Here is a 19,181-nt window from a genome sequence, read left to right as displayed (position 1 = left end):
ACCGGTGCGCCCGGCACCTCGTCGTGCCACCGGCCGCACCCGGCGGACCGGTCAACCGAACCTAGGCCCGGTGATCAGGAGCCGCAACCAGCAGTAGCAACGATTCAGAACCAATCAACGTCTTCGCGTCTCAATTGCCGGGACCCGCAGGCCGCATCGCGAGCTTCGCGAGCAGGTCACGCCCCTGCTCGGCCGACTTCGGCTGACACAGCACGTCATACCTGCCCGCAACCAGCTGACTGGCCGACTGGAAGTCCCGCTTGCCGCGCGCGGACCCGTACCCGACCGCCGCGAACACGAGCCCGAAGAACACACCGGTGACCAGACCGGTCAGCACCGGCCCGACCGTGACCCCCGGCTCAGGGCTGAACAGGGTGAGCAGCAGCCCCACGAACAGACCGAACCAGGCTCCTGACGCCGCCCCGGTCGCCAGGACGCGGCCCCAGGTCAGCTTGCCCGTGACCCGTTCGACCAGCATCAGGTCGACCCCGACCACGGTGATGTCCTGCACCGGGAAGTCCTCGACGGCGAGGAAGTCGACCGCGCGCTGGGCCTCCTCGTACGTGGCGTACGAGCCGATCGGCCACCCCGTGGGCGGGGTGGGCAGGCGGGGCGGGACGCCGGGCCGGTTCGGGTTGGCGAACGGACTCGTCACAGGGACCACCTCTGTCGCGACGCGCTGATCGTTCCATCCTGCCAAAGCCCGGTCCGGTGTGCTGAGACGCCTACGGGTGGTTTGCCGGGTTCACCGTTCGAGGTCAGCGTGTGAGTGCGATGACCAACGGTTCCGCGGACTCGTCCAGGTAGTCGTGCTCGGGGAAGCAGTCGACGTGCAGAACGAGCTGAGCAGAACCTCCCCGGATGTCCAGCCGATGCCCGGACGACATCGACACGCGACAGACATCGACCATGAGGCGAAGGTTCGCCGACATGATCGAGATCCACGGACCCGTGGCCGGAGATCAGCTGACCCGCCAGGTCAGTCAGTTCTTCGGCGGTCCCCGTCAATTCCATCTCTTGGGTCGTATCAAGTCGCCGAACCTGCATTTCAGCTCCTCCAGAACATCACGACCCACCATCGCCACGACCCTGCCGTCCCCCGGCGCAATGACCCGGTCATGGCTGCGAAGCGCCATCATCCCCGCTCGCCGGCGTAGAGCTGGAAGACCTCGTCCATGGTGAAGGCGGTGTCGTAGAAGCGGACCTCGTCGACCGAACCGGGGAAGAACGCGGTCGTGGCACCCGCCTTGCGCGCCGCGCCGATGGTGAAGCCGCCCGTGCCGCTCCACTGCGTGTTGGTCACGCCTCCGCCGACCAAGGTGCCCATGACGTACAGGTAGGTCCGGTGCTCCTCGGCGTTGTAGACACCCGCGAGGTACGTCCACTGGCCGACCTCGTCCATTTCCGGGCCGGCGGCCAGCACGGTGACCGGGGCGCGGTCCGTGTCGGACTCCGTCACCTCGAACGACCAGTCGCCGGGGAGGTCCCGGCTCTTCGTGTAACCGAGCGAGAAACGGCTGCTGCGGACACCGTCGCCGCTCACCGCGGTGTACTTGCAGGCTCGCTCGGGGCACTTCGCCGAGAGGTTGACCCACGCCGACACGGTGAAGCTGTTCGCCGTGTCGACCGGCAGCGGCCCGGTGACCGTGCCACCGGTCAACGCCACGCCGTTGCCCGACTTGCCGGGCCCGAACGCGACGTTGCCCGACAACGTGCCGGTCGCGCCCGTCACCGCGTCGGTGGTGGTCGTGCCGGATGCCTCGTCGAGCCGCCAGTGGCTCGCGAGCGGCGCGTCGGCGTGGACGGCGCTCGTCGTGAAGCAGAGCGACATGACGGCAGCCGTCATCGCAAGAATTGCACGCATCAGAATCCCCCAGGCAGAGCGGTCAGGAGCGCAACTCTAGGTCATCCCGGCGTGGAGAACACCAGAGAAAACCTGTGCGCGAAGGCCCGATAGGACCGCGCGTAGACGTCCGTGCTGTCCGCCACCCGCTCCCGCTCCTTCGTCAGCACCTCACCGGCCGCCCGCGCGTCACCGTTGAGCACGTGGATGATCGAGAGCTTGCGCGCCCGTTCGAAGTCGAGCAACGACTCGGGCTTCGCGACGAGCTCACGCGCCAGCGCGTCCCACTTCGCGTGCTTGTCGATGTACGGCACGCCGTGCTTCGAGAACGCGTCCACCAGCGACGCGGCGACGGGTGCGTGGTCGCCGCCCGGCTCGAACGTCCACCGCCAGACCGGCTTCTCCCCCATCAGGTGACCCAGCGGCGTCGACACGAGCGGGGTGCCGGGGATTCCCACGCCGAGGGCGCGGCAGACCTCGTCGTAGCGGCGGAAGCACACGCCTACCAGCGGGGTGAGGTCGAGGGCGGCGGTGATGCCGAAGCCGAGCCAGCCGGAGCAGCCGTCCTCCCGGTCCTGGAGCCAGACGTGGCCGCGCCGGACGAAACCCGTCCCGCGCAGGGCGGTGTCCACGGCTACCAGCACGTCGGTTTTGGGAGATGGCCTCACGGACGACAGAGTCCCACCGATGGCCGGTCAGTGCAGGACGGGCGTGAGGAACTCGGTCAGCTTCTGCACCGCGTCCGCGGGCACGTCGTCGAGGTGTTCGGTGAGCTGCAACAGGATTCGGCCGCCGCCGAGGTGTTCGACCCAGACGCAGGGTGCGGTGGCGCAAACCTCTTGCACACCACCCAAAGCGGCGACTTGACGTGGACCGAGCAGCGTTGCCCAGTGCGGGCCGCGGGCGAACTCCGCTGCGGTGAAAAGGGATTCGTCGAGGCCGACGCCGGCGGAGATCTCGTGTGCGGTTCGGACGCCGACGCGGTCGAGGGTGATCCAGCCGCCCGACGCGCGCACCAGTGACGCCCCTGAACGGAACATCGACAGCCAATCCTGTTGCGTGGCATGAGAAATCCAGCCGCGGAACAGGGAGCGGGACGCGGTGACCACGATCTGGTGCGGGAACGCCGGGTCGTCCTTCAGCAGGATCTCCGCGCACCAGCCGCCGTCGACCAGCGGCAGGCCCTGCGAGTCGAGCTGGACCAGTTGCACGCGCAGGAAGGACGGCAGGTCCGCCAGCGCCGATTCCCACGACGGAACGGTGAAGTCACCCGAAGAGAGCAGCAGACGGGCGTAACCGGGTGGGCCCCACGGAGTTGTATCGGATGGCCGGTAGTCGCGGGCGACGGCGACCAGCTCCGCCACCGAGGCGGGGCAGAGCGGCGCCAGCAGGTCGGCGAAGACGGTGCCGAACCACGTGGCCAGCGCCGGACGGTCGACACCGGAGAACGTGTCCAGCTCCAGGCGGATCACGTGCGGCGGCGACACAGGTCTCGGAAGCGTCAGATCTGTGCTCAAAGTGAGCGAACCCTATGGCTCCCAGGCAGAAATCGTTAGGGGCCACTCCCGTGAAAGAATGACCCCTAACGGACGAACCTCTAGCCGCGCGACTGGTAGTCGCGGAGCAGGCCGCGGGAGATGATCGTCTTCTGGATCTCCGAGGTGCCCTCGCCGATCAGCAGGAACGGGGCCTCGCGCATCAGGCGCTCGATCTCGTACTCCTTGGAGTAGCCGTAGCCGCCGTGGATGCGGAACGCCTCCTGCGTCACCTCGGCGCAGTACTCGGACGCGATGAGCTTGGCCATGCCGGCCTCGACGTCGTTGCGCTGACCCGAGTCCTTCAGGCGCGCGGCGTTGACCATCATCAGGTGCGCCGCCTCGACCTTGGTGGCCATCTCGGCGAGCTTGAAGGCGATGGCCTGGTGCTCGACGATGGCCTTGCCGAACGTCTTGCGCTGCTGGGAGTACTCGATGGCGAGCTCGAAGGCGCGGATCGCGATGCCGCACGCGCGGGCGGCCACGTTCACGCGGCCCACCTCGACGCCGTCCATCATGTGGCGGAAGCCCTGGCCGGAGACGCCGCCCAGGATCTGGTCGGCGGCGATCTCGAAGCCGTCGAACACCATCTCGGTGGTGTCGACGCCCTTGTAGCCCATCTTGTCGATCTTGCCGGGGATCGTGAGGCCCGGCAGGACCTCTCCGTAGCCCTCCGGCTTCTCGACCAGGAACGTCGTGAGGTTCTGGTGCGGCCTCTCGGCGCCCTCGTCGGTCTTCACCAGCACCGCGGTCAGGTTCGACGTGCCGCCGTTGGTCAGCCACATCTTCTGGCCGTTGATGGTGTAACCGGACTCGCCCTTGACCGCGCGGGTGCGGATCGCCGCGACGTCGGAGCCGAGTTCCGGCTCGGACATGGAGAACGAGCCGCGCACCTCGCCGGCGGCCATGCGCGGCAGGTACTTCTGCTTCTGCTCGGGCGTGCCGTGCTGCTTGAGCATGTGCGCCACGATGAAGTGCGTGTTGATGACGCCGGAGACGCTCATCCAGCCGCGCGCGATCTGCTCGACGACCAGCGCGTAGGTCAGCAGGGACTCGCCGAGACCGCCGTACTCCTCCGGGATCGTCAGGCCGAAGAGGCCCATTTCCTTCATGCCCTCGACGATGTCGGCGGGGTAGGTGTCGCCGTGCTCCAGCGTCTGGGCGTGCGGAATGATTTCCTTGTCCACGAACGTGCGAACGGTCGCGAGGATTTCTTCCTGGATGTCCGTGAGACCCGCGGTCTGGGCGAGGCGCGCCATCGCACTTCCCTTCCAAGGCTTGAGTTACCGGCGAGTATGGACCGGTTAACGCCCGTTTGCGACCGCGTTGTGCTCTCCGCAACACAGGCACGTCCGCTGTACCGAAACAGCATCCCTGACTGGTGGAATCGCGCACCCACGTACGACGAACTGCGCCGCAGGACCTTAAGATCCCGGCTCACCACTTCTAGGGGGAGCCGCAATGACGTACGACCCGTACAACCCGAAGCAGCCGAGTGACCCGTACGGCCAGGGACAGCCCTACGGCCAGCAGCCGGGCCAGCCCTACGGCCAGCCGATGTACGGCCAGCAGCCCAACTACGGCTACGGCTACCCGCCGCCCCAGCCGAAGCCGCAGCAGAACGCGATCCTCGCGCTGGTGCTGTCGTGCGTCGGGTTCGTCACCTGCGGTCTGACCGCCATCGGTGGCGTCATCTTCGGCCACATCGCGCTGAAGAAGACGGCGAGGGGCGAGGAGGACGGGCGTGGCATGGCCATCGCCGGCCTGATCATCGGCTACTTCGTCATCGTCGGCTGGCTGGTCTACTGGGCGGTCATCATCATCGCCGTGATCGCGGCGGCCAAGGGCGGCTCGATCCGCTGACGGGCCGCCGGAGGGCTCAGCCCGCGAGGGCGATCTCCAGAACGCCACCGCAGTGGCGGCAGACGTCGGCGAACACGTGGACGTCGGCATCGCATCCCGGGCAGCTGCGGAAGCTGCGCTCGAGCAGGTCGTCTTCGCGGCGCTTGAAGAGCCGCAGCCGTCTGCCCGCCTTACCGTTATTCGAACGTGACATGCCCATGAGCATGCACCCGCAACAGGGCAAGATCGCAAACCTCGGTGACGGATTGTGCGCCACTTCACCCGTTTTGAACGCAACCTGTGACGGTCGAACACGTCCAGTAACGATCGGGGTGAAATAGCGCACAATCCGTAACGAGATCAATCCTCCGGCGGAGTCCACACGTTCGACCGCGACATGCCCGCGGCACGGCCCTTGCCGGAGATCACCAACGCCATCTTCCGGGACGCCTCGTCGATCATCTCGTCGCCGAGCATCACCGCGCCGCGCTTACCGCCCGCCTCGGAGGTGTAGTACTCGTACGCGTCGAGGATGTTCTCGGCGTGGTCGTAGTCGTCCTGCTTCGGGCTGAAGACCTCGTTGGCCGCGTCGATCTGGCCGGGGTGCAGCACCCACTTGCCGTCGAAGCCCAGCGCCGCGGAACGACCGGCGACGCGCTTGTAGCCCTCGACGTCGCGAATCTGCAGGTAGGGACCGTCGATGGCCTGCTTGTCGTGGGCTCGCGCGGCCATCAGGATCCGCATCAGGATGTAGTGATAGGCGTCGCCGACGTCGTAGCCGGGCGGCTGCTCGCCGACGACCAGCGACTTCATGTTGATCGACGCCATGAAGTCCGCCGGGCCGAAGATGATCGTCTCGACGCGCGGGGACGCGGTGGCGATCGCGTTGACGTTGTTGAGGCCCAGGGCGTTCTCGATCTGCGCCTCGATGCCGATCCTGCCGACCTCGTAGCCCATGGTCTTCTCGATCTGCGTGATCAGGAAGTCGAGCGCGACGATCTGCTCGGGCGTCTGGACCTTCGGCAGCATGATGCAGTCGAGGTTCGCGCCGGCGCCCTCGACGACCTCGGTGACGTCGCGGTAGGTCCACTCCGTCGTCCAGTCGTTGACGCGCACGACACGGGCCTTCGAGCCCCAGCCGCCCTCGTTCAGGGAGGCGACGATCGTCTTGCGGGCGTCCGGCTTGGCCAGCGGGGCGCAGGCGTCCTCCAGGTCCAGGAACACCTGGTCCGCCGGCAGCGTGCGCGCCTTGTCGATCATCTTCTGGCTCGAACCTGGAACCGCCAGACACGAGCGACGGGGACGCTGCTGATCGACCACTGGAGTACCTCCTCGTACCGGCCGGTAACTATGTGCGCCACAGTGGCACGCATCATCTCCGAGCGCATATTCGCTGAGTCCCGTTTCACAAACGCGAGTTCGCGTCGGTCGTCCGGTCAACCGCTCACGCCGGATTCGGCGAAGCCCAATCCGGCGTGAGCGATTCGGCCGGACGGCCGACTTGCAGGCGAACTCGCCGCCGTCTGCGGAGCAGCGGCCATCCAACACTGGCAGGCTGAACCGGTGGAGATCACTCGAATCCTGGACGCGGCGTTGCGGAAAGCGGCGGCGGTGTGGATCACCTCACCCGGCCACGAACCGCGTCTCGTGCACGCGCATTGGCGTGACGACGCGTTGTGGGTCATCACCGGCGGCACCGAACAAACGGTGCCGGGTCTGACCGACGGAGCCCAGGTCACCGTCACCGTGCGCTCCCCCAGCACGCACTCGCACCTCGTCGACGCCGAGGCCGTCGCGCGGCTGACCGAACCCGACGAGGAGACGGCGCAGGCCCTGAAAACCGCGCGGCTCAACACGAAACCGGAGTGGGAAGCGGTGTACCGGCTGGAGTTCAGCGCATGATCACCGTCCCGGCGGGCTTCGGCGAGGGTCTCGGAGAAGGCGCCGAGCAGTGGGCGGCCACCCTGCCAAGACTGGCCACGAAGGCCTGTTCGCGATGGCGGCTGACCCCGGACGGCGCGTTGATGAGCGGGTTCTGCGCGGTGGTGCTGCCGGTGCGCCGGGCCGACGGGCATCCGGCGGTGCTCAAGCTGACCTGGGTCGACCAGGAGACCGAGCACGAACCGCTCGCCCTCAAGCTCTACGACGGCAACGGCGCCGTACAACTGCTCGATCACGACGAGGAGCTCGGCGCACTGCTCCTGGAACGCCTGGACCACACGCATTCGCTGCTCGACGAGCCGATCGAGAAGGCCGTCGAGGTGATCGGTTCGCTGCTGCGCCGCCATCGCGACCTCGAAGCGCCGGCGGAGATTCGCCGGTTCGCCGGCACGGTGCGCGAACATCCGGCGATACCGCGCAAAATGCTCGACGCCGCACGTGATGTTGCCGACACGAGGTCGATGGGCAGCACGCTGGTGAACGAGGACCTGCACTACGAGAACGTGCTGCGCGGCGACCGCGAACCGTGGCTGATGATCGACCCGAAACCGCTGTCGGGCGACCGCGAGTACAGCATGATTCCGTTGCTGTGGAACAGGTTCGACGAGCTGGACGGCCGCAGGGGGCTGAACGACCGGTTCCTCGCGCTGTGCGACGCGGGCGAGCTCGACGTGGCGAAGGCGCGGGACTGGACATTTTATCGAGCGGTTGTGAACTGGGCGTGGTGTCTGGAGGAGGACCTGCCGGACCTGGCGGTGATCTGCGCCGAGATCGCCGGGTGGTCGATCAGAACCTGATCTAGCCTGGTTCTCGTGGTGGCTGTGAACCGGGTCTACATCGCTCAGCTGGCCGGACTCCCCGTGTTCGGCCCCGACGGCGAACCCATCGGCAAGGCCCGCGACGTCGTGATCAGTCTTCGCATCGACCGGCAACCGCCGCGGGTGCTCGGCATGGTCGTCGAGCTGGCGACCCGCCGGCGGATCTTCGTGCCGATGCTGCGCCTCACCTCGATCGAGCCGAACGCCGTGACGCTCGCGACCGGGTCGGTGAGCCTGCGGCCGTTCCACCAGCGCGTCAACGAGGTGCTGGTGATCGGCGAGCTGCTCGACGCCAAGATCGGGCTGGAGGACGGCAGCACCGCGGTCGTGGTGGACGCCGCGATGGAGCTCACCCGCACCCGTGACTGGCGGATGGTCCGCGTCGCCGCCCGGCAGCGCACCGGCAGGTTCGGTCTCAAGGGACCGGTGCAGGTGTGGCGGTGGGAGGAGGTCGGCGGCCTGAGCGTGAACGAGATCGCGGGCCAGCCGCAGGGCGCACAGCAACTGGTCGCGGTGTTCGAGGGCATGCGCGCGGCGGACGTGGCGAACGCGTTGCACGAACTGCCGCCCAAGCGCCGCTACGAGGTCGCCGACGCGCTGGACGACGAACGGCTCGCGGACGTCATCGAGGAACTGTCCGAAGAGGACCAGAAGGACGTCCTGTCGCACCTGGACGAGGAACGCGCCGCGGACGTCCTGGAGGCGATGAACCCGGACGACGCGGCGGACCTGCTGGCCGAGCTGGCCGAGGGCACCAAGGACCGGCTGCTGGAGCTGATGGAACCGGAGGAGTCCGAACCCGTCCGGCGCCTGCTGGAGTACTCGTTCGACACCGCCGGCGGTCTGATGACCCCGGAACCGATCATCCTCACGCCGGACGCGACGATCGCGGAAGCGTTGGCACGAGTGCGAAATCCCGATCTGACGCCCGCGCTGGCCTCGATGGTGTTCGTGTGCCGCTCGCCGTCCGCGACCCCGACCGGCCGTTATCTCGGCTGCGTGCACATCCAGCGGCTGCTGCGCGAACCACCGTTCGACCTCGTCGCCGGCGTGGTCGACACGAGCATGGCGCGCCTGTCACCGAACGCGTCGCTGAGCGACGTCACCCGCTACTTCGCGACGTACAACCTGGTGTGCGCCCCGGTGCTCGACGAGACCGAGCACCTGCTCGGCGCCGTCACCGTGGACGACGTGCTGGACCACCTGCTGCCGGACAACTGGCGCGAGACGGGACTGAGCCATGCCTGAACTGCTGCCACGGCGGCGCCTCGACCAGCCGCGCGGGCCGCGGGGCTTCCGCCTGTCGATCGACCCGGACGCGTTCGGCCAGTTCTCCGAGCGGCTCGCCCGCTTCCTCGGCACGGGCAAGTTCCTGTTCTGGCAGACGCTGTTCGTCGCCGTCTGGATCGCGCTGAACCTGTTCGCGCTGTCGCTGCAGTGGGACCCGTACCCGTTCATCCTGCTGAACCTGGCGTTCTCCACCCAGGCCGCCTATGCGGCGCCGTTGATCCTGCTGGCGCAGAACCGGCAGGACGACCGGGACCGCGTGTCGCTGGAGGAGGACCGGGCGCGGGCGGCGCAGACCAAGGCGGACACGGAGTTCCTGGCCCGTGAGCTGGCGGCGCTGCGGCTCGCCGTCGGCGAGGTGGCGACGCGCGACTTCATCCGCGGTGAGCTGGAGAAGCTGGTGAAGGAGCAGAACAACGCCCGCAAGGTGCGGCCGTGAGCCCGATCACGCGCTGATCCGTCCACTGGCGACCAGGTCCGACAGGACCTCGTGGATCGCGGGCGCCGTCTCGGCGTGCGCGCGGTACTCGTCGCGGTTCACGTAGGTCAGCTCGGCGATCTCGCTCGTGGGCCGCGGCGTGCCCAGCAGCGAGGCCGTGAAACAGGTCATGTCGACCATCGCGCCCTCGCCCTCGCCGTACGCGGGGGCGACGTAGCGCTTGAGCACGACCGGGCTCTCCAACTCGACCCCGAGCTCCTCCCACACCTCCCGGCGCAGGGCGTCGGCGGGCGACTCGCCCGGCTCGATCTTGCCGCCGGGGAGGTAGAAGGCCTTCTTGTTGCGTGAGCGCACAACGAGGAGGCGGCCAGCCTCGACGTGCACAAGTCCCACTACCGTGATCACGGATACACGTCGTCCGCGGCCAGGCGGTCGCACGTGCGGCCGAAGGCCTCGAGCTCACCTGGCCCGAAGCTCTCCCCGAAGTGCTCGGCGACGCCGGCGAGGTGGGTGGTGGAGGCACTGCGCAGACGCTCGGCACCGAGCGGTGTGAGCACGGCCACGATGCCGCGTCCGTCACCGTCGGCGCGTTCGCGCCCTACCAGACCAGCCCGTTCCAAACGGTCCACGAGGCGGGTCACGCCAGAGCGGGACAGCAGGACGGCATCGGCCAGTTCTGTCATGCGCATGCGCATGGAAGGCGTCTCGGCCAGTTGAACCAGCACGTCGTACGCCGCGAGCGAAAGGCGCTGCTCAGCAATCAGTTCGGCCTCGAGGACCCTCGTGATCCGTGCATGCGCGCGGAGGAACGATCGCCACACCCCTAGCTCGACACGGGTGGGCAACCGGGAACTACCCGATTCCGGCACGGACGTCGATGTTACGGACAGCTCCCACCCAGCTACGACCTGGGCCTGTGCTCGAAAGTGACCAGCCGGTAGGACAGGCGCGAACCGGACGTAGCATGGCCGGGTGACCACCACGCAGCCCCTCCCCACCGTCGAGGACGTCCGCAAGGCGCTCGCCGGTGTGCAGGACCCCGAGATCCGCCGTCCGATCACCGAGATCGGCATGGTCAAGGACGTCGAGGTGGGCGCCGACGGCGTCGTCGTGGTCGGCGTGTACCTGACCGTCGCGGGCTGCCCGATGCGGGACAAGATCACCAAGGACGTCACCGCGGCGGTGTCCGCGCTGGACGGCGTGTCGTCCGTGCGCGTCGACCTCGACGTCATGAGCGACGCCCAGCGCACCGAGCTGCGCAAGACCCTGCGCGGCGGCACCGAGGAGCCGGTCATCCCGTTCGCCCAGCCGGGCTCGCTGACGCGCGTGTACTGCGTCGCGTCCGGCAAGGGCGGCGTCGGCAAGTCCTCGGTCACCGTGAACCTCGCCGTGGCGATGGCCGCGCGTGGGCTGTCGGTCGGCATCGTCGACGCGGACATCTACGGCCACTCGATCCCCCGCATGCTGGGCGCCGACGGCAAGCCCACCCAGGTCGAGAAGATGATCATGCCGCCGCAGGCGCACGGCGTGAAGGTCATCTCGATCGGCATGTTCACGCCGGGCAACACGCCGGTCGTGTGGCGCGGCCCGATGCTGCACCGCGCGTTGCAGCAGTTCCTCGCGGACGTGTTCTGGGGCGACCTGGACGTGCTGCTGCTCGACCTGCCGCCCGGCACCGGTGACGTGGCGATCTCGGTGGCGCAGCTGGTGCCGAACGCCGAGATCCTGGTCGTCACCACGCCGCAGCAGGCCGCCGCCGAGGTGGCCGAACGGGCCGGGTCGATCGCCCTGCAGACGCGCCAGCGGGTCGCGGGCGTCATCGAGAACATGTCGTGGCTGGAGATGCCCGACGGTTCGCGCATGGAGGTCTTCGGGTCCGGTGGCGGCGAGGCCGTCGCGGAGTCGCTGTCCAAGGCCATCGGTTCCGAGGTGCCGCTGCTCGGCCAGGTGCCGCTGGACCCGCGGTTGCGCGAGAACGGCGACTCGGGCACGCCGATCGTGCAGGCGGTGCCGGACTCGGCCGCGGCTCAGGTGCTCAGCGAGGTGGCGAAGAAGCTGACCGTGAAGTCGCGCGGCCTCGCGGGCCGGCTGCTGAACGTCTCCCCCGCCGGTCGCTAGCAGCACGGTGTTCGTGCTGGTCGGAGGCTGGCCGGGGGCGGGCAAGACCACGCTGGCGACGGCGCTCGGTCCGCTGCTCGGGCTGTCCGTGCTGGCCAAGGACGACGTCAAGGAGGCCCTGGCCGACGCGCTCGGCCGGCCCGGCACGGTGAGCGAGTCACAGCGGTTGGGCCGGGCGGCGGTCCTCGCGGTGCTGCGGATCGCGCAGCGGTGTCCGGGCGCGGTGGTGGACAGCACGTGGTTCGACTACACCCGGCCCCTGGTGGCGGCGTTGCCGGGCCCGGTGGTGGAGCTGCGCTGCGTCGTGCCGCTGGAGGTGGCCAGGTCGCGCTACTACGTCAGGGCCGCGGGCCGGCACGAAGGCCATCTGGACCTGGAACGCGCCGAGGCCGAGCTGTGGGGAGAACCGGTGCGCCCGTTGGGCGCCGGTCCACTGGTGGAGGTCGACACCACCGGCCCGGTGGACCTCTCCGCGATCGCCGCCGAGCTGCGCCGGGCGGCGGAAGCTCAGGTCGCGTCCGGGTCGTACGGCGGACGCTCGCCCGGCGCCAGCGGCCGCTGCTCGGGAGCGGACGGCGTCGACGGCGTCGGGTAGCCGTTCGTCTTGGTGACCGGCTCGGGGTCGTCGAAGAGGTGCTTGGCGACCGCGCGCTTCGGGTCGAAGTTGCGCAGCTCCCGCAGGTCCTCCAGCGGCTTGCGGAGCTGCTCGAACTCCGGCCCCATCTCCTGCTTGAGCTGCTCGCGCGCGCCCGTCGCGTACTCGCGGACCTGGCGCACGGTCTTGCCGAGCCACGCCGCGGCGGACGGCAGGCGTTCGGGTCCCAGGATGAAGAGACCCGCTACGACGATGATGAGGATCTCCACCCATCCGATGTTCTCGAACACGGGTCCCAGCCTACTTCGCTCAGTCGCTCTTCAGGGTGACGTCTAGCTTCAGTTCCCGGCCCTGACGGGCGAGTACGACCTGGACCGTCTGGCCGATCTCGTGCTCGCGAACCGCCACCACCAGCTCGGCGGCGTTGCGGACCATCCGGTTGCCGACCTTGGTGATCACGTCGCCCTCCTGGATGCCCGCGGCGGCCGCGGCACCTCCGGCGGGGACGTTCTGCACCTGCGCGCCTTCCGAGGTCTCCGCGGACACGGACTTGACGTTGACGTTCATGTCAGCGTGCTTGACCTGACCGCTGCGGATCAGCTCCTGGCTGATCTTGCGGGCCTGGTTGCCGGAGATCGCGAACCCGAGGCCGACCGAACCACCGGTCTCGGTGCGGATCGACGAGTTGATGCCGACCAGGGCACCGCGCGAGTCGACCAGCGCACCGCCGGAGTTGCCGGGGTTGATGGCCGCGTCGGTCTGGATGGCGTCGTAGGTGACCTGGGGGCCGCCGTTCTCGCCCGCCGCCGTCACGGGGCGGTGCAGCGCGGAGACGATGCCCTCGGTGACGGTGTTGGACAGCTGCAGCGGCGAACCGATCGCGATCACGCTGTCGCCGACCTGGAGCTCGTCGGAGTTGCCGAACTGCAGCACGGTCGGGTTCGTGACCTCGACCTTGACGACGGCGAGGTCGGTCTTCGGGTCGCGGCCGACGACGCGGGCCTGGGCGCGCGTGCCGTCGGTGAAGACCGCGCTGAGCTTGGCCGACGAGTCCTGGGCCGCGGGGGCGACGACGTGGTCGTTGGTGAGGATGTAGCCACCGGCCTCGATGACGACACCGGAGCCGACGCCCGCGACGTTCGCGCCCTTGAACTCGATCGACACGACGCTGGGCGTGACGCGCTTGGCGATGTCCGAGATCGACCCGGCCGGGCGCTCCTTGCCCTGCTCGACCTCGGCCAGCGTCACGGTCGAGTCGGTCAGCGGGTTGCCGGCGCGGCCGATCAGCCAGCCGACGAGGCCACCGGCGGCACCGACGAGCAGCGCGACCGCGGTCAGCAACGCGAGAGCGGTCGGCTTCACCCGGCGACCGAAGATCAGCTCGGGGACGCTGAGCTGCGGACCGGGCTCCTGCTCGCGCTCGGGTTCGCCCGGCGCGTCCTCGCCCACCGCGGGCGGACCGATCACGGCACCGGAGGCGGGGTCGCGCCACGGGTCACCGGCGGGCTTGTCGCCCCAGAACACCGGGTCGATGTCCGGGTCGGGCTCGCCGGTCGGCTGCGGTGGCCGCTGGAGGAGTTCGGAGGAGCCCTGGCGGCCGAACGCGGTCGCGAGCGACTCGGGTGGCGGCGGCGCGGACTGGACCTGGGGAACGGGCACGTCGCGCGTGGCGAACGCGCCGGACACCCCGTCCGGGCGGCCGAAAGCGGTGGCGTACGCGGGGTCGACCGGCGGCTGCACCAGGGGCCGTGGCCGGAGCCTGCGATGCGCTCCGTCGTCCACTCCGGAAACGGGTGTGGGCGTCTGGCCGTTGGGCGACTGCTGGCTCATCTCTCCCCGAATTTTCCGCTAGGAGTGCTGAGCTACAGCCTGCCCGAAGAGCGGTGAAATGACTGTCAGGGGGTGGTCGCGAAGACCGCGCGGGCGTTCTGCGGCGCGGAAGGCGTGGCTGGAGCGTCGCTGTCCGGCGTGGTGAACGCGAGCGCGCCGAGCAGCATGCCGCTCACCACGACCCCGGCACCCTGCCGGGCGCGACGGCCGCTGAACCAGCCGTTGCTGCCCAGAGGTCTGCTGGACCCGAGCACCGGCCCGGACCCGAACGCGGGCTTGTCGGTGCGCTGCACGGCGACGAACTGGCCGTCCTCGGTGATCGCGAGCCCGTCCGGTGCGGACGGCAGCTCGACCTCCTGCGGAATGGCCCCGAGCCGGTCGAGCAGCGACGCCGGCGCCGTGGGCGCCGCCGCGGTGCGCACTGCCGCGCGCGCCTGCTGCTGGGTGTAGGTCTCGAAGGCGCAGAAGCCGCAGCGCTGGATGTGCGCGGAGGCTCGCTCGTGAGCGACCGAGGACAGCTCGCCGTCCACGAACGCGACCACGGCATCCGGCAAGAGATGCTGCTCAGGCAGGCCCCAACCACGGAGGTCGGTCATGCAGAGTCCTCCAGCAACGATTCCTGACGACGACGTTCGAGCGCGACCTTGAGAGCCTGGCGGCCCCGGTGGATCCTGCTCCTCACGGTACCCATCTTCACCCCGAGCGTGGCGCCGATCTCCTCGTAGGAGAGGCCCTCCACGTCACACAGGACCACGGCGGCGCGGAACTCCGGGGGGAGCTCGTCCAACGCGGCCTGCAGGTCGGGGTCCAGGTGGTTCTCGTCGTAGATCTCTTCAGGGGACAGGTCGTCACCCTCAAGGCGGTCGTTGTCCTCCGGCAGCGCCTCCATGCGCACGCGGCTGCGGCGGCGAGCCATGTCGAGGAAGAGGTTGGTGGTGATGCGGTGCAGCCACCCCTCGAAGGTGCCCGGCTTGTAGGACGCGAGCGACCGGAAGACCCGGATGAACGTCTCCTGGGTCAGGTCCTCGGCGTCGTGCTGGTTGCCGGTCAGACGGTACGCGAGCCGGTAGACGCGGTCCGCGTGCTCGCGAACGATCTCGTCCCACGAGGGCGGCGTCCAGTCGGCCGTCTCGATGGGCGCGACGGCCTCCGGCGAACTCGACTGCGTGCGCATCAGGTGTTTCGGCACCTCCATGTGGGCCGCCCGGCGACCCTTATGCGGCTCAACGAGCGACGGGTCCGGCTTGTTCCCGACTAGAGCCTGGCTTCTTGCCTGCCTACCTTCTCCTGCTCCCTTAAAACGATCGTGAGAGCTGCCTGAGAGCACCCTGAGAATCTCGGTTCTTGCGGCGTTCACCCGTTTTGGGCACGCGGGGCACTAACCTGCGTATCCGTGACAGCGGAATCGGCCCTGCGGGAGTACGTCGAGCAGTACCTCCCCGAGGACGAGGTGCACCTGGCAGCACGCGCACGCGGCCAGGAACTGGGCTGCGTGCCCATCGGCGCCGGCGGAGGCGCCGCACTGCGGTTCCTGGCAACCGCACTGCAGGCCCGCGCGGTCGTCGAAATCGGCACCGGCGCCGGCACGAGCGGCCTCTACCTGCTCGCCGGCATGCCGGCCTCAGGCATCCTGACCTCGATCGACGTGGCCCCCGAACACCAACGCGCCGCCCGCGAGGCCTACGCGGCGGCAGGCATCTCGCCCTCCCGCACCCGCCTGATCATGGGCAAGGCGCTGGACGTGCTGCCCCGGCTGACCGACGCGGCCTACGACCTCGTCTTCGTGGACGCCTACAAACCCGAGTACCCGCAGTACCTCGAACACGGCGTGCGCATGCTGCGGCCGGGCGGCGTCATCGCGTTCGACAACGTCCTATGGCACGGCGCCGTCGTCGACCCTTCCAAACGGGACGAGTCGACCCAGGCGATGCGGGACATCGCCCGCCTGGTGAAGGAGGACGACCGCCTGGTCCCGGTGATCCTCCCGCTGGGCGACGGCCTGCTGGTGGCAGCCCGCCGCCCTTAGCCCAGCGACGGCGAAGCCGAGCCGCCTTTGATCGAGGACCGAAGGCCCGAGCCGTTCTTCCCGAACAACCCTCACAACCCGACGCAGGCCGACCACCCACTCGACCCGCGGCCGGCCGGCCAAGGCTCAGCCCAAGCTCAGGCTCAGTAGGCCCGAACGCCCTTGCCGAGGACCGTGACGCCGCCCGCGGAAACGGTGTAGCGCTCACGGTCCATCGGCGCGTCCACCCCGATCAACGCCCCATCCGGCACCACGACGTTCTTGTCCAGAATGGCCCGCCGAACCACGGCGCCCTTCCCGATCCGAACGCCGGGCAACAACACCGACCCCTGCACCACCGACCCGACCTCAACGGTCACATCGGACGAGATCACCGACCCGTGGATCTTCCCGGAGATGATCGACCCGGGCCCGACCATCGAGTCCTCAGCGGACCCTCCGGCGATGAACTTCGCGGGCGGCAACGGCGGAGTGGCCGTGCGAATGGGCCACAGCTGGTTGTAGAGGTTGAAAATCGGATGGACCGAAACCAGATCCATGTGGGCGTCGTAGTAGGCGTCGATCGTCCCCACGTCACGCCAGTACCCGCGGTCCCGATCAGTGGCGCCGGGAACCTCGTTGTCCTGGAAGTCGTAGACGTGCGCCTTACCGCGGTCGACCAGCATGGGGATGATGTCGCCGCCCATGTCGTGGTCGGAGTCGGGGTTCAACGCGTCGCCGCGCAACGCGTCGAGCAGCGCCTCGGTGGTGAAGACGTAGTTGCCCATTGAAGCGAAAGTGACGTCCGGGTCGTCCGGCACGTGTGGTGGCTCGGACGGCTTCTCCAGGAAGCGCGTGATCTTCCCGGACGCGTCGGAGTCGATGCAGCCGAAGGCCTTGGCCTCGGTGCGCGGCACGCGGATGCCGGCGACGGTCACGGCCGCGCCCGACTCGACGTGCTGCGAGATCATCTGCGACGGGTCCATCCGGTACACGTGGTCGGCGCCGAAGATGACCACGTGGTCGGGCTTCTCGTCGTGGACCAGGTTCAGCGACTGGAAGATCGCGTCGGCGGATCCGGTGTACCAGCGAGGGCCCAGGCGTTGCTGGGCCGGCACCGGTGTCACGTACTGACCGAGCACATTGGACAGGCGCCACGTCGTCGAGATGTGGCGGTCCAGGGAGTGCGACTTGTACTGCGTCAGCACGCAGAGCTTCGCGAGCCCCGCGTTGACCAGGTTCGACAGCACGAAGTCGACCAGCCGGTAGTTGCCCCCGAAGGGCACAGCCGGTTTCGCGCGGTCGGCCGTCAGTGGCCACAGGCGCTTGCCTTCACCACCGGCAAGCACAATTCCGAGAACGTGCGGCTGCCCCTTCACGGTATGTGACCCTATCTGTGCGATCGAGCTTCAACCAGACGCAAACTGGTTCGTCCCAACACCTACCGCCGTGATCTACGGTGGAGGCGTGCGAGTTGCGGTCATGACGCGGGAGTACCCACCTGAGGTCTACGGCGGCGCTGGTGTGCACGTGGGATTCCTCGTGCCCCATCTCCGCGAGCTCGTCGACGTCGACGTGCACTGCTTCGGTGCGCCCCGCGGCGACGCCATCGCGCACAACCCACCGCACAGCCTGGAGCAGGCGAACGCGGCGCTGACCACCCTCGCGGTGGATCTTGAGATGGCCGCGGCGGTGTCCACGGCGAACCTCGTGCACTCGCACACGTGGTACGCCAACATGGGCGGTCACCTGGCCAAACTCCTGCACGGGATACCCCACGTGGTGACGGCTCACTCGTTGGAGCCGCGCCGGCCGTGGAAGGCCGAGCAGCTCGGCGGCGGGTACCGGATCTCGTCGTGGGCCGAGCGGACCGCGTACGAACACGCCGACGCGATCATCGCCGTGAGCGACGGGATGCGGGCCGACGTGCTCGACGCCTACCCCGCGCTGGACCCGGCGAAGGTGCACGTCGTGCGCAACGGCATCGACTCCACGGCGTACCGGCCGGTGACGGAGACGGACGCGCTCGTCGCGTACGGCATCGATCCGGAGAAGCCGATCGTGGCGTTCGTGGGGCGGATCACCCGGCAGAAGGGTGTCGGACATCTCGTCGCCGCCGCGCACGAGATCGACCCGAGCGCGCAGATCGTGCTGTGCGCCGGTGCTCCGGACACGCCGGAGATCGCCGAGGAGACGCGGCTGGCGGTCGAGGAGCTCGCGCGGAAGCGGTCCGGGGTCTTCTGGATCCAGAAGATGCTGCAGCCCGCCGAGGTGCGGCAGATCCTCAGCCACGCGACGGTGTTCGTCTGCCCGTCGGTCTACGAACCGCTCGGCATCGTGAACCTGGAGGCCATGGCGTGCGGCACGGCGGTCGTCGCGAGCGACGTCGGCGGCATCCCCGAAGTGGTCGCGCACGGCGAGACCGGCCTGCTCGTGCACTATGACGAACGTGAATTGTCGACATATCGACACGGTCTCGCCGAGGCAATAAATGAGCTGATCTCAGATTCTGGACGGGCCCAGCGCTTCGGCGCTGCCGGTCGGCAGCGCGCTGAGCAGGAGTTCTCCTGGTCGACGATGGCCCAGCAGACAGTCGAGGTCTACCGCAGCGTGATTTGAGTCACACACGCTCAGGGCAACCCCAAAGTGTGAACGCCGCCTTTAACCAGTAGTGACGTTGTCGTTTCAACCGGTGAGGGGCGCGAGGACTGTGCGTTGTGCGGTGCTGGGTCTGACGGTCCTCCTTGCAGTGACTGGATGCGCCACAGCCCCGAAGACACAGCCGACGGCCGTCCAGCTCAGGGTCGACGGACTGAAGCTCGCCGACGCCTCCGACCTGCAGGCGCAGGCCGAAGCCCAGCTCGCGTACACGCTGGAGTACGGCTACGTGGCACGGGCGGGCGCGGCGGCGGTCAGCTGCTGGTTCGC

The 19,181-nt window shown here is 68.7% G+C and carries 24 protein-coding genes; 9 read left to right on the top strand and 15 right to left on the bottom strand.

Annotated features, from left to right (window positions below; genetic code table 11):
- Window positions 1-130 precede the first annotated feature (130 nt).
- From ACWEIJ_RS28205 to ACWEIJ_RS28180, 6 genes are all read right to left on the bottom strand, one after another.
- Window positions 131-664 carry a general stress protein gene (locus ACWEIJ_RS28205; RefSeq protein ID WP_449840251.1) on the bottom strand — a complete coding sequence of 178 codons (534 nt, stop codon included), beginning with the start codon at window positions 662-664 and terminating at the stop codon, window positions 131-133.
- A 94-nt stretch (window positions 665-758) separates the two neighbouring features.
- Window positions 759-911: a hypothetical protein gene (locus ACWEIJ_RS28200; RefSeq protein ID WP_449840250.1), complete on the bottom strand. Its 153-nt coding sequence runs from the start codon at window positions 909-911 to the stop codon at window positions 759-761.
- A gap of 224 nt (window positions 912-1,135) precedes the next feature.
- A complete protein-coding gene (locus ACWEIJ_RS28195; RefSeq protein ID WP_449840249.1) occupies window positions 1,136-1,846 on the bottom strand; it encodes a LamG domain-containing protein in 711 nt (236 codons plus the stop codon).
- A gap of 59 nt (window positions 1,847-1,905) precedes the next feature.
- A complete protein-coding gene (locus ACWEIJ_RS28190) occupies window positions 1,906-2,511 on the bottom strand; it encodes a hypothetical protein (protein ID WP_449840248.1) in 606 nt (201 codons plus the stop codon).
- A 27-nt stretch (window positions 2,512-2,538) separates the two neighbouring features.
- Entirely contained in the window at window positions 2,539-3,360 is an 822-nt protein-coding gene (locus ACWEIJ_RS28185) for a hypothetical protein (protein ID WP_449840247.1), read from the bottom strand.
- Window positions 3,361-3,440: 80 nt separating this feature from the next.
- Complete coding sequence (locus ACWEIJ_RS28180) at window positions 3,441-4,637, bottom strand: acyl-CoA dehydrogenase family protein (protein WP_449840246.1); 1,197 nt, start codon at window positions 4,635-4,637, stop codon at window positions 3,441-3,443.
- A gap of 202 nt (window positions 4,638-4,839) precedes the next feature.
- Between ACWEIJ_RS28180 and ACWEIJ_RS28175 the strand changes: the two genes are divergently transcribed.
- Entirely contained in the window at window positions 4,840-5,241 is a 402-nt protein-coding gene (locus ACWEIJ_RS28175) for a DUF4190 domain-containing protein (RefSeq protein WP_449840245.1), read from the top strand.
- Between the two features lie 16 nt (window positions 5,242-5,257).
- Here ACWEIJ_RS28175 and ACWEIJ_RS28170 read toward each other — a convergent pair whose 3' ends face one another.
- Together ACWEIJ_RS28170 and ACWEIJ_RS28165 are read right to left on the bottom strand one after the other, a co-directional pair.
- Window positions 5,258-5,434 (bottom strand): hypothetical protein, encoded by a 177-nt coding sequence (locus tag ACWEIJ_RS28170; protein ID WP_449840244.1) that lies wholly within the window; start codon window positions 5,432-5,434, stop codon window positions 5,258-5,260.
- Window positions 5,435-5,580: 146 nt separating this feature from the next.
- Window positions 5,581-6,540, bottom strand: a complete 960-nt coding sequence (locus ACWEIJ_RS28165) for an HpcH/HpaI aldolase/citrate lyase family protein (protein ID WP_355446110.1) — start codon at window positions 6,538-6,540, stop codon at window positions 5,581-5,583.
- Window positions 6,541-6,783: 243 nt separating this feature from the next.
- On the opposite strand from ACWEIJ_RS28165, the gene ACWEIJ_RS28160 reads away from it, so the two are divergent.
- From ACWEIJ_RS28160 to ACWEIJ_RS28145, 4 genes are read left to right on the top strand one after another with little or no spacing between them, the layout of a single operon-like run.
- Entirely contained in the window at window positions 6,784-7,122 is a 339-nt protein-coding gene (locus ACWEIJ_RS28160) for a hypothetical protein (RefSeq protein ID WP_449840243.1), read from the top strand.
- Window positions 7,119-7,958 carry an aminoglycoside phosphotransferase family protein gene (locus tag ACWEIJ_RS28155; RefSeq protein WP_449840242.1) on the top strand — a complete coding sequence of 280 codons (840 nt, stop codon included), beginning with the start codon at window positions 7,119-7,121 and terminating at the stop codon, window positions 7,956-7,958. The genes ACWEIJ_RS28160 and ACWEIJ_RS28155 overlap by 4 nt, the downstream gene beginning before the upstream one ends.
- A 15-nt stretch (window positions 7,959-7,973) precedes the next feature.
- The gene (locus ACWEIJ_RS28150; protein WP_449840241.1) at window positions 7,974-9,227 is read left to right on the top strand and encodes a magnesium transporter MgtE N-terminal domain-containing protein; all 1,254 of its coding nucleotides are present in this window, start codon (window positions 7,974-7,976) and stop codon (window positions 9,225-9,227) included.
- Window positions 9,220-9,705, top strand: a complete 486-nt coding sequence (locus tag ACWEIJ_RS28145; RefSeq protein WP_449840240.1) for a DUF1003 domain-containing protein — start codon at window positions 9,220-9,222, stop codon at window positions 9,703-9,705. The genes ACWEIJ_RS28150 and ACWEIJ_RS28145 overlap by 8 nt, the downstream gene beginning before the upstream one ends.
- Window positions 9,706-9,711: 6 nt before the next feature.
- On the opposite strand, the gene ACWEIJ_RS28140 is transcribed toward ACWEIJ_RS28145, so the two are convergent.
- Both ACWEIJ_RS28140 and ACWEIJ_RS28135 read right to left on the bottom strand, forming a co-directional pair.
- Window positions 9,712-10,059, bottom strand: coding sequence for an NUDIX hydrolase (locus ACWEIJ_RS28140; RefSeq protein ID WP_449840239.1), 348 nt, complete (start codon window positions 10,057-10,059; stop codon window positions 9,712-9,714).
- Between the two features lie 47 nt (window positions 10,060-10,106).
- On the bottom strand, window positions 10,107-10,574 hold the full coding sequence (locus ACWEIJ_RS28135; RefSeq protein ID WP_330850454.1) for a MarR family winged helix-turn-helix transcriptional regulator: 468 nt from the start codon (window positions 10,572-10,574) through the stop codon (window positions 10,107-10,109).
- 103 nt (window positions 10,575-10,677) lie between these two features.
- On the opposite strand from ACWEIJ_RS28135, the gene ACWEIJ_RS28130 reads away from it, so the two are divergent.
- Complete coding sequence (locus tag ACWEIJ_RS28130; RefSeq protein ID WP_449840238.1) at window positions 10,678-11,823, top strand: Mrp/NBP35 family ATP-binding protein; 1,146 nt, start codon at window positions 10,678-10,680, stop codon at window positions 11,821-11,823.
- A gap of 7 nt (window positions 11,824-11,830) precedes the next feature.
- Entirely contained in the window at window positions 11,831-12,418 is a 588-nt protein-coding gene (locus ACWEIJ_RS28125; protein WP_449840237.1) for an AAA family ATPase, read from the top strand.
- Here ACWEIJ_RS28125 and tatB read toward each other — a convergent pair.
- The 4 genes from tatB to sigE form a co-directional block, all read right to left on the bottom strand.
- The gene (gene tatB, locus ACWEIJ_RS28120) at window positions 12,331-12,708 is read right to left on the bottom strand and encodes a Sec-independent protein translocase protein TatB (RefSeq protein WP_449840236.1); all 378 of its coding nucleotides are present in this window, start codon (window positions 12,706-12,708) and stop codon (window positions 12,331-12,333) included. The genes ACWEIJ_RS28125 and tatB overlap by 88 nt on opposite strands.
- Before the next feature lie 19 nt (window positions 12,709-12,727).
- Window positions 12,728-14,248, bottom strand: coding sequence for a trypsin-like peptidase domain-containing protein (locus tag ACWEIJ_RS28115; protein WP_449840235.1), 1,521 nt, complete (start codon window positions 14,246-14,248; stop codon window positions 12,728-12,730).
- A gap of 65 nt (window positions 14,249-14,313) precedes the next feature.
- The gene (locus ACWEIJ_RS28110) at window positions 14,314-14,844 is read right to left on the bottom strand and encodes a zf-HC2 domain-containing protein (RefSeq protein ID WP_449840234.1); all 531 of its coding nucleotides are present in this window, start codon (window positions 14,842-14,844) and stop codon (window positions 14,314-14,316) included.
- A complete protein-coding gene (gene sigE, locus ACWEIJ_RS28105) occupies window positions 14,841-15,443 on the bottom strand; it encodes an RNA polymerase sigma factor SigE (RefSeq protein ID WP_355446079.1) in 603 nt (200 codons plus the stop codon). The genes ACWEIJ_RS28110 and sigE overlap by 4 nt, the downstream gene beginning before the upstream one ends.
- A gap of 198 nt (window positions 15,444-15,641) precedes the next feature.
- Here sigE and ACWEIJ_RS28100 point away from each other — a divergent pair, with 198 nt between their 5' ends.
- Complete coding sequence (locus ACWEIJ_RS28100; protein WP_449840233.1) at window positions 15,642-16,274, top strand: O-methyltransferase; 633 nt, start codon at window positions 15,642-15,644, stop codon at window positions 16,272-16,274.
- A 143-nt stretch (window positions 16,275-16,417) separates the two neighbouring features.
- Here the strand turns inward: ACWEIJ_RS28100 and glgC are convergent, their stop codons facing one another.
- Entirely contained in the window at window positions 16,418-17,632 is a 1,215-nt protein-coding gene (gene glgC, locus ACWEIJ_RS28095; RefSeq protein ID WP_449840232.1) for a glucose-1-phosphate adenylyltransferase, read from the bottom strand.
- 88 nt (window positions 17,633-17,720) lie between these two features.
- Between glgC and glgA the strand changes: the two genes are divergently transcribed.
- Window positions 17,721-18,872: a glycogen synthase gene (glgA, locus tag ACWEIJ_RS28090; protein WP_449840231.1), complete on the top strand. Its 1,152-nt coding sequence runs from the start codon at window positions 17,721-17,723 to the stop codon at window positions 18,870-18,872.
- Window positions 18,873-19,181 lie beyond the last annotated feature (309 nt).

The sequence above is a fragment of the Lentzea sp. NPDC004789 genome, assembly GCF_053601075.1.
The sequence above is the reverse complement of the archived record's forward strand: the minus strand, read 5'-3'. Positions and strand labels throughout refer to the sequence as shown.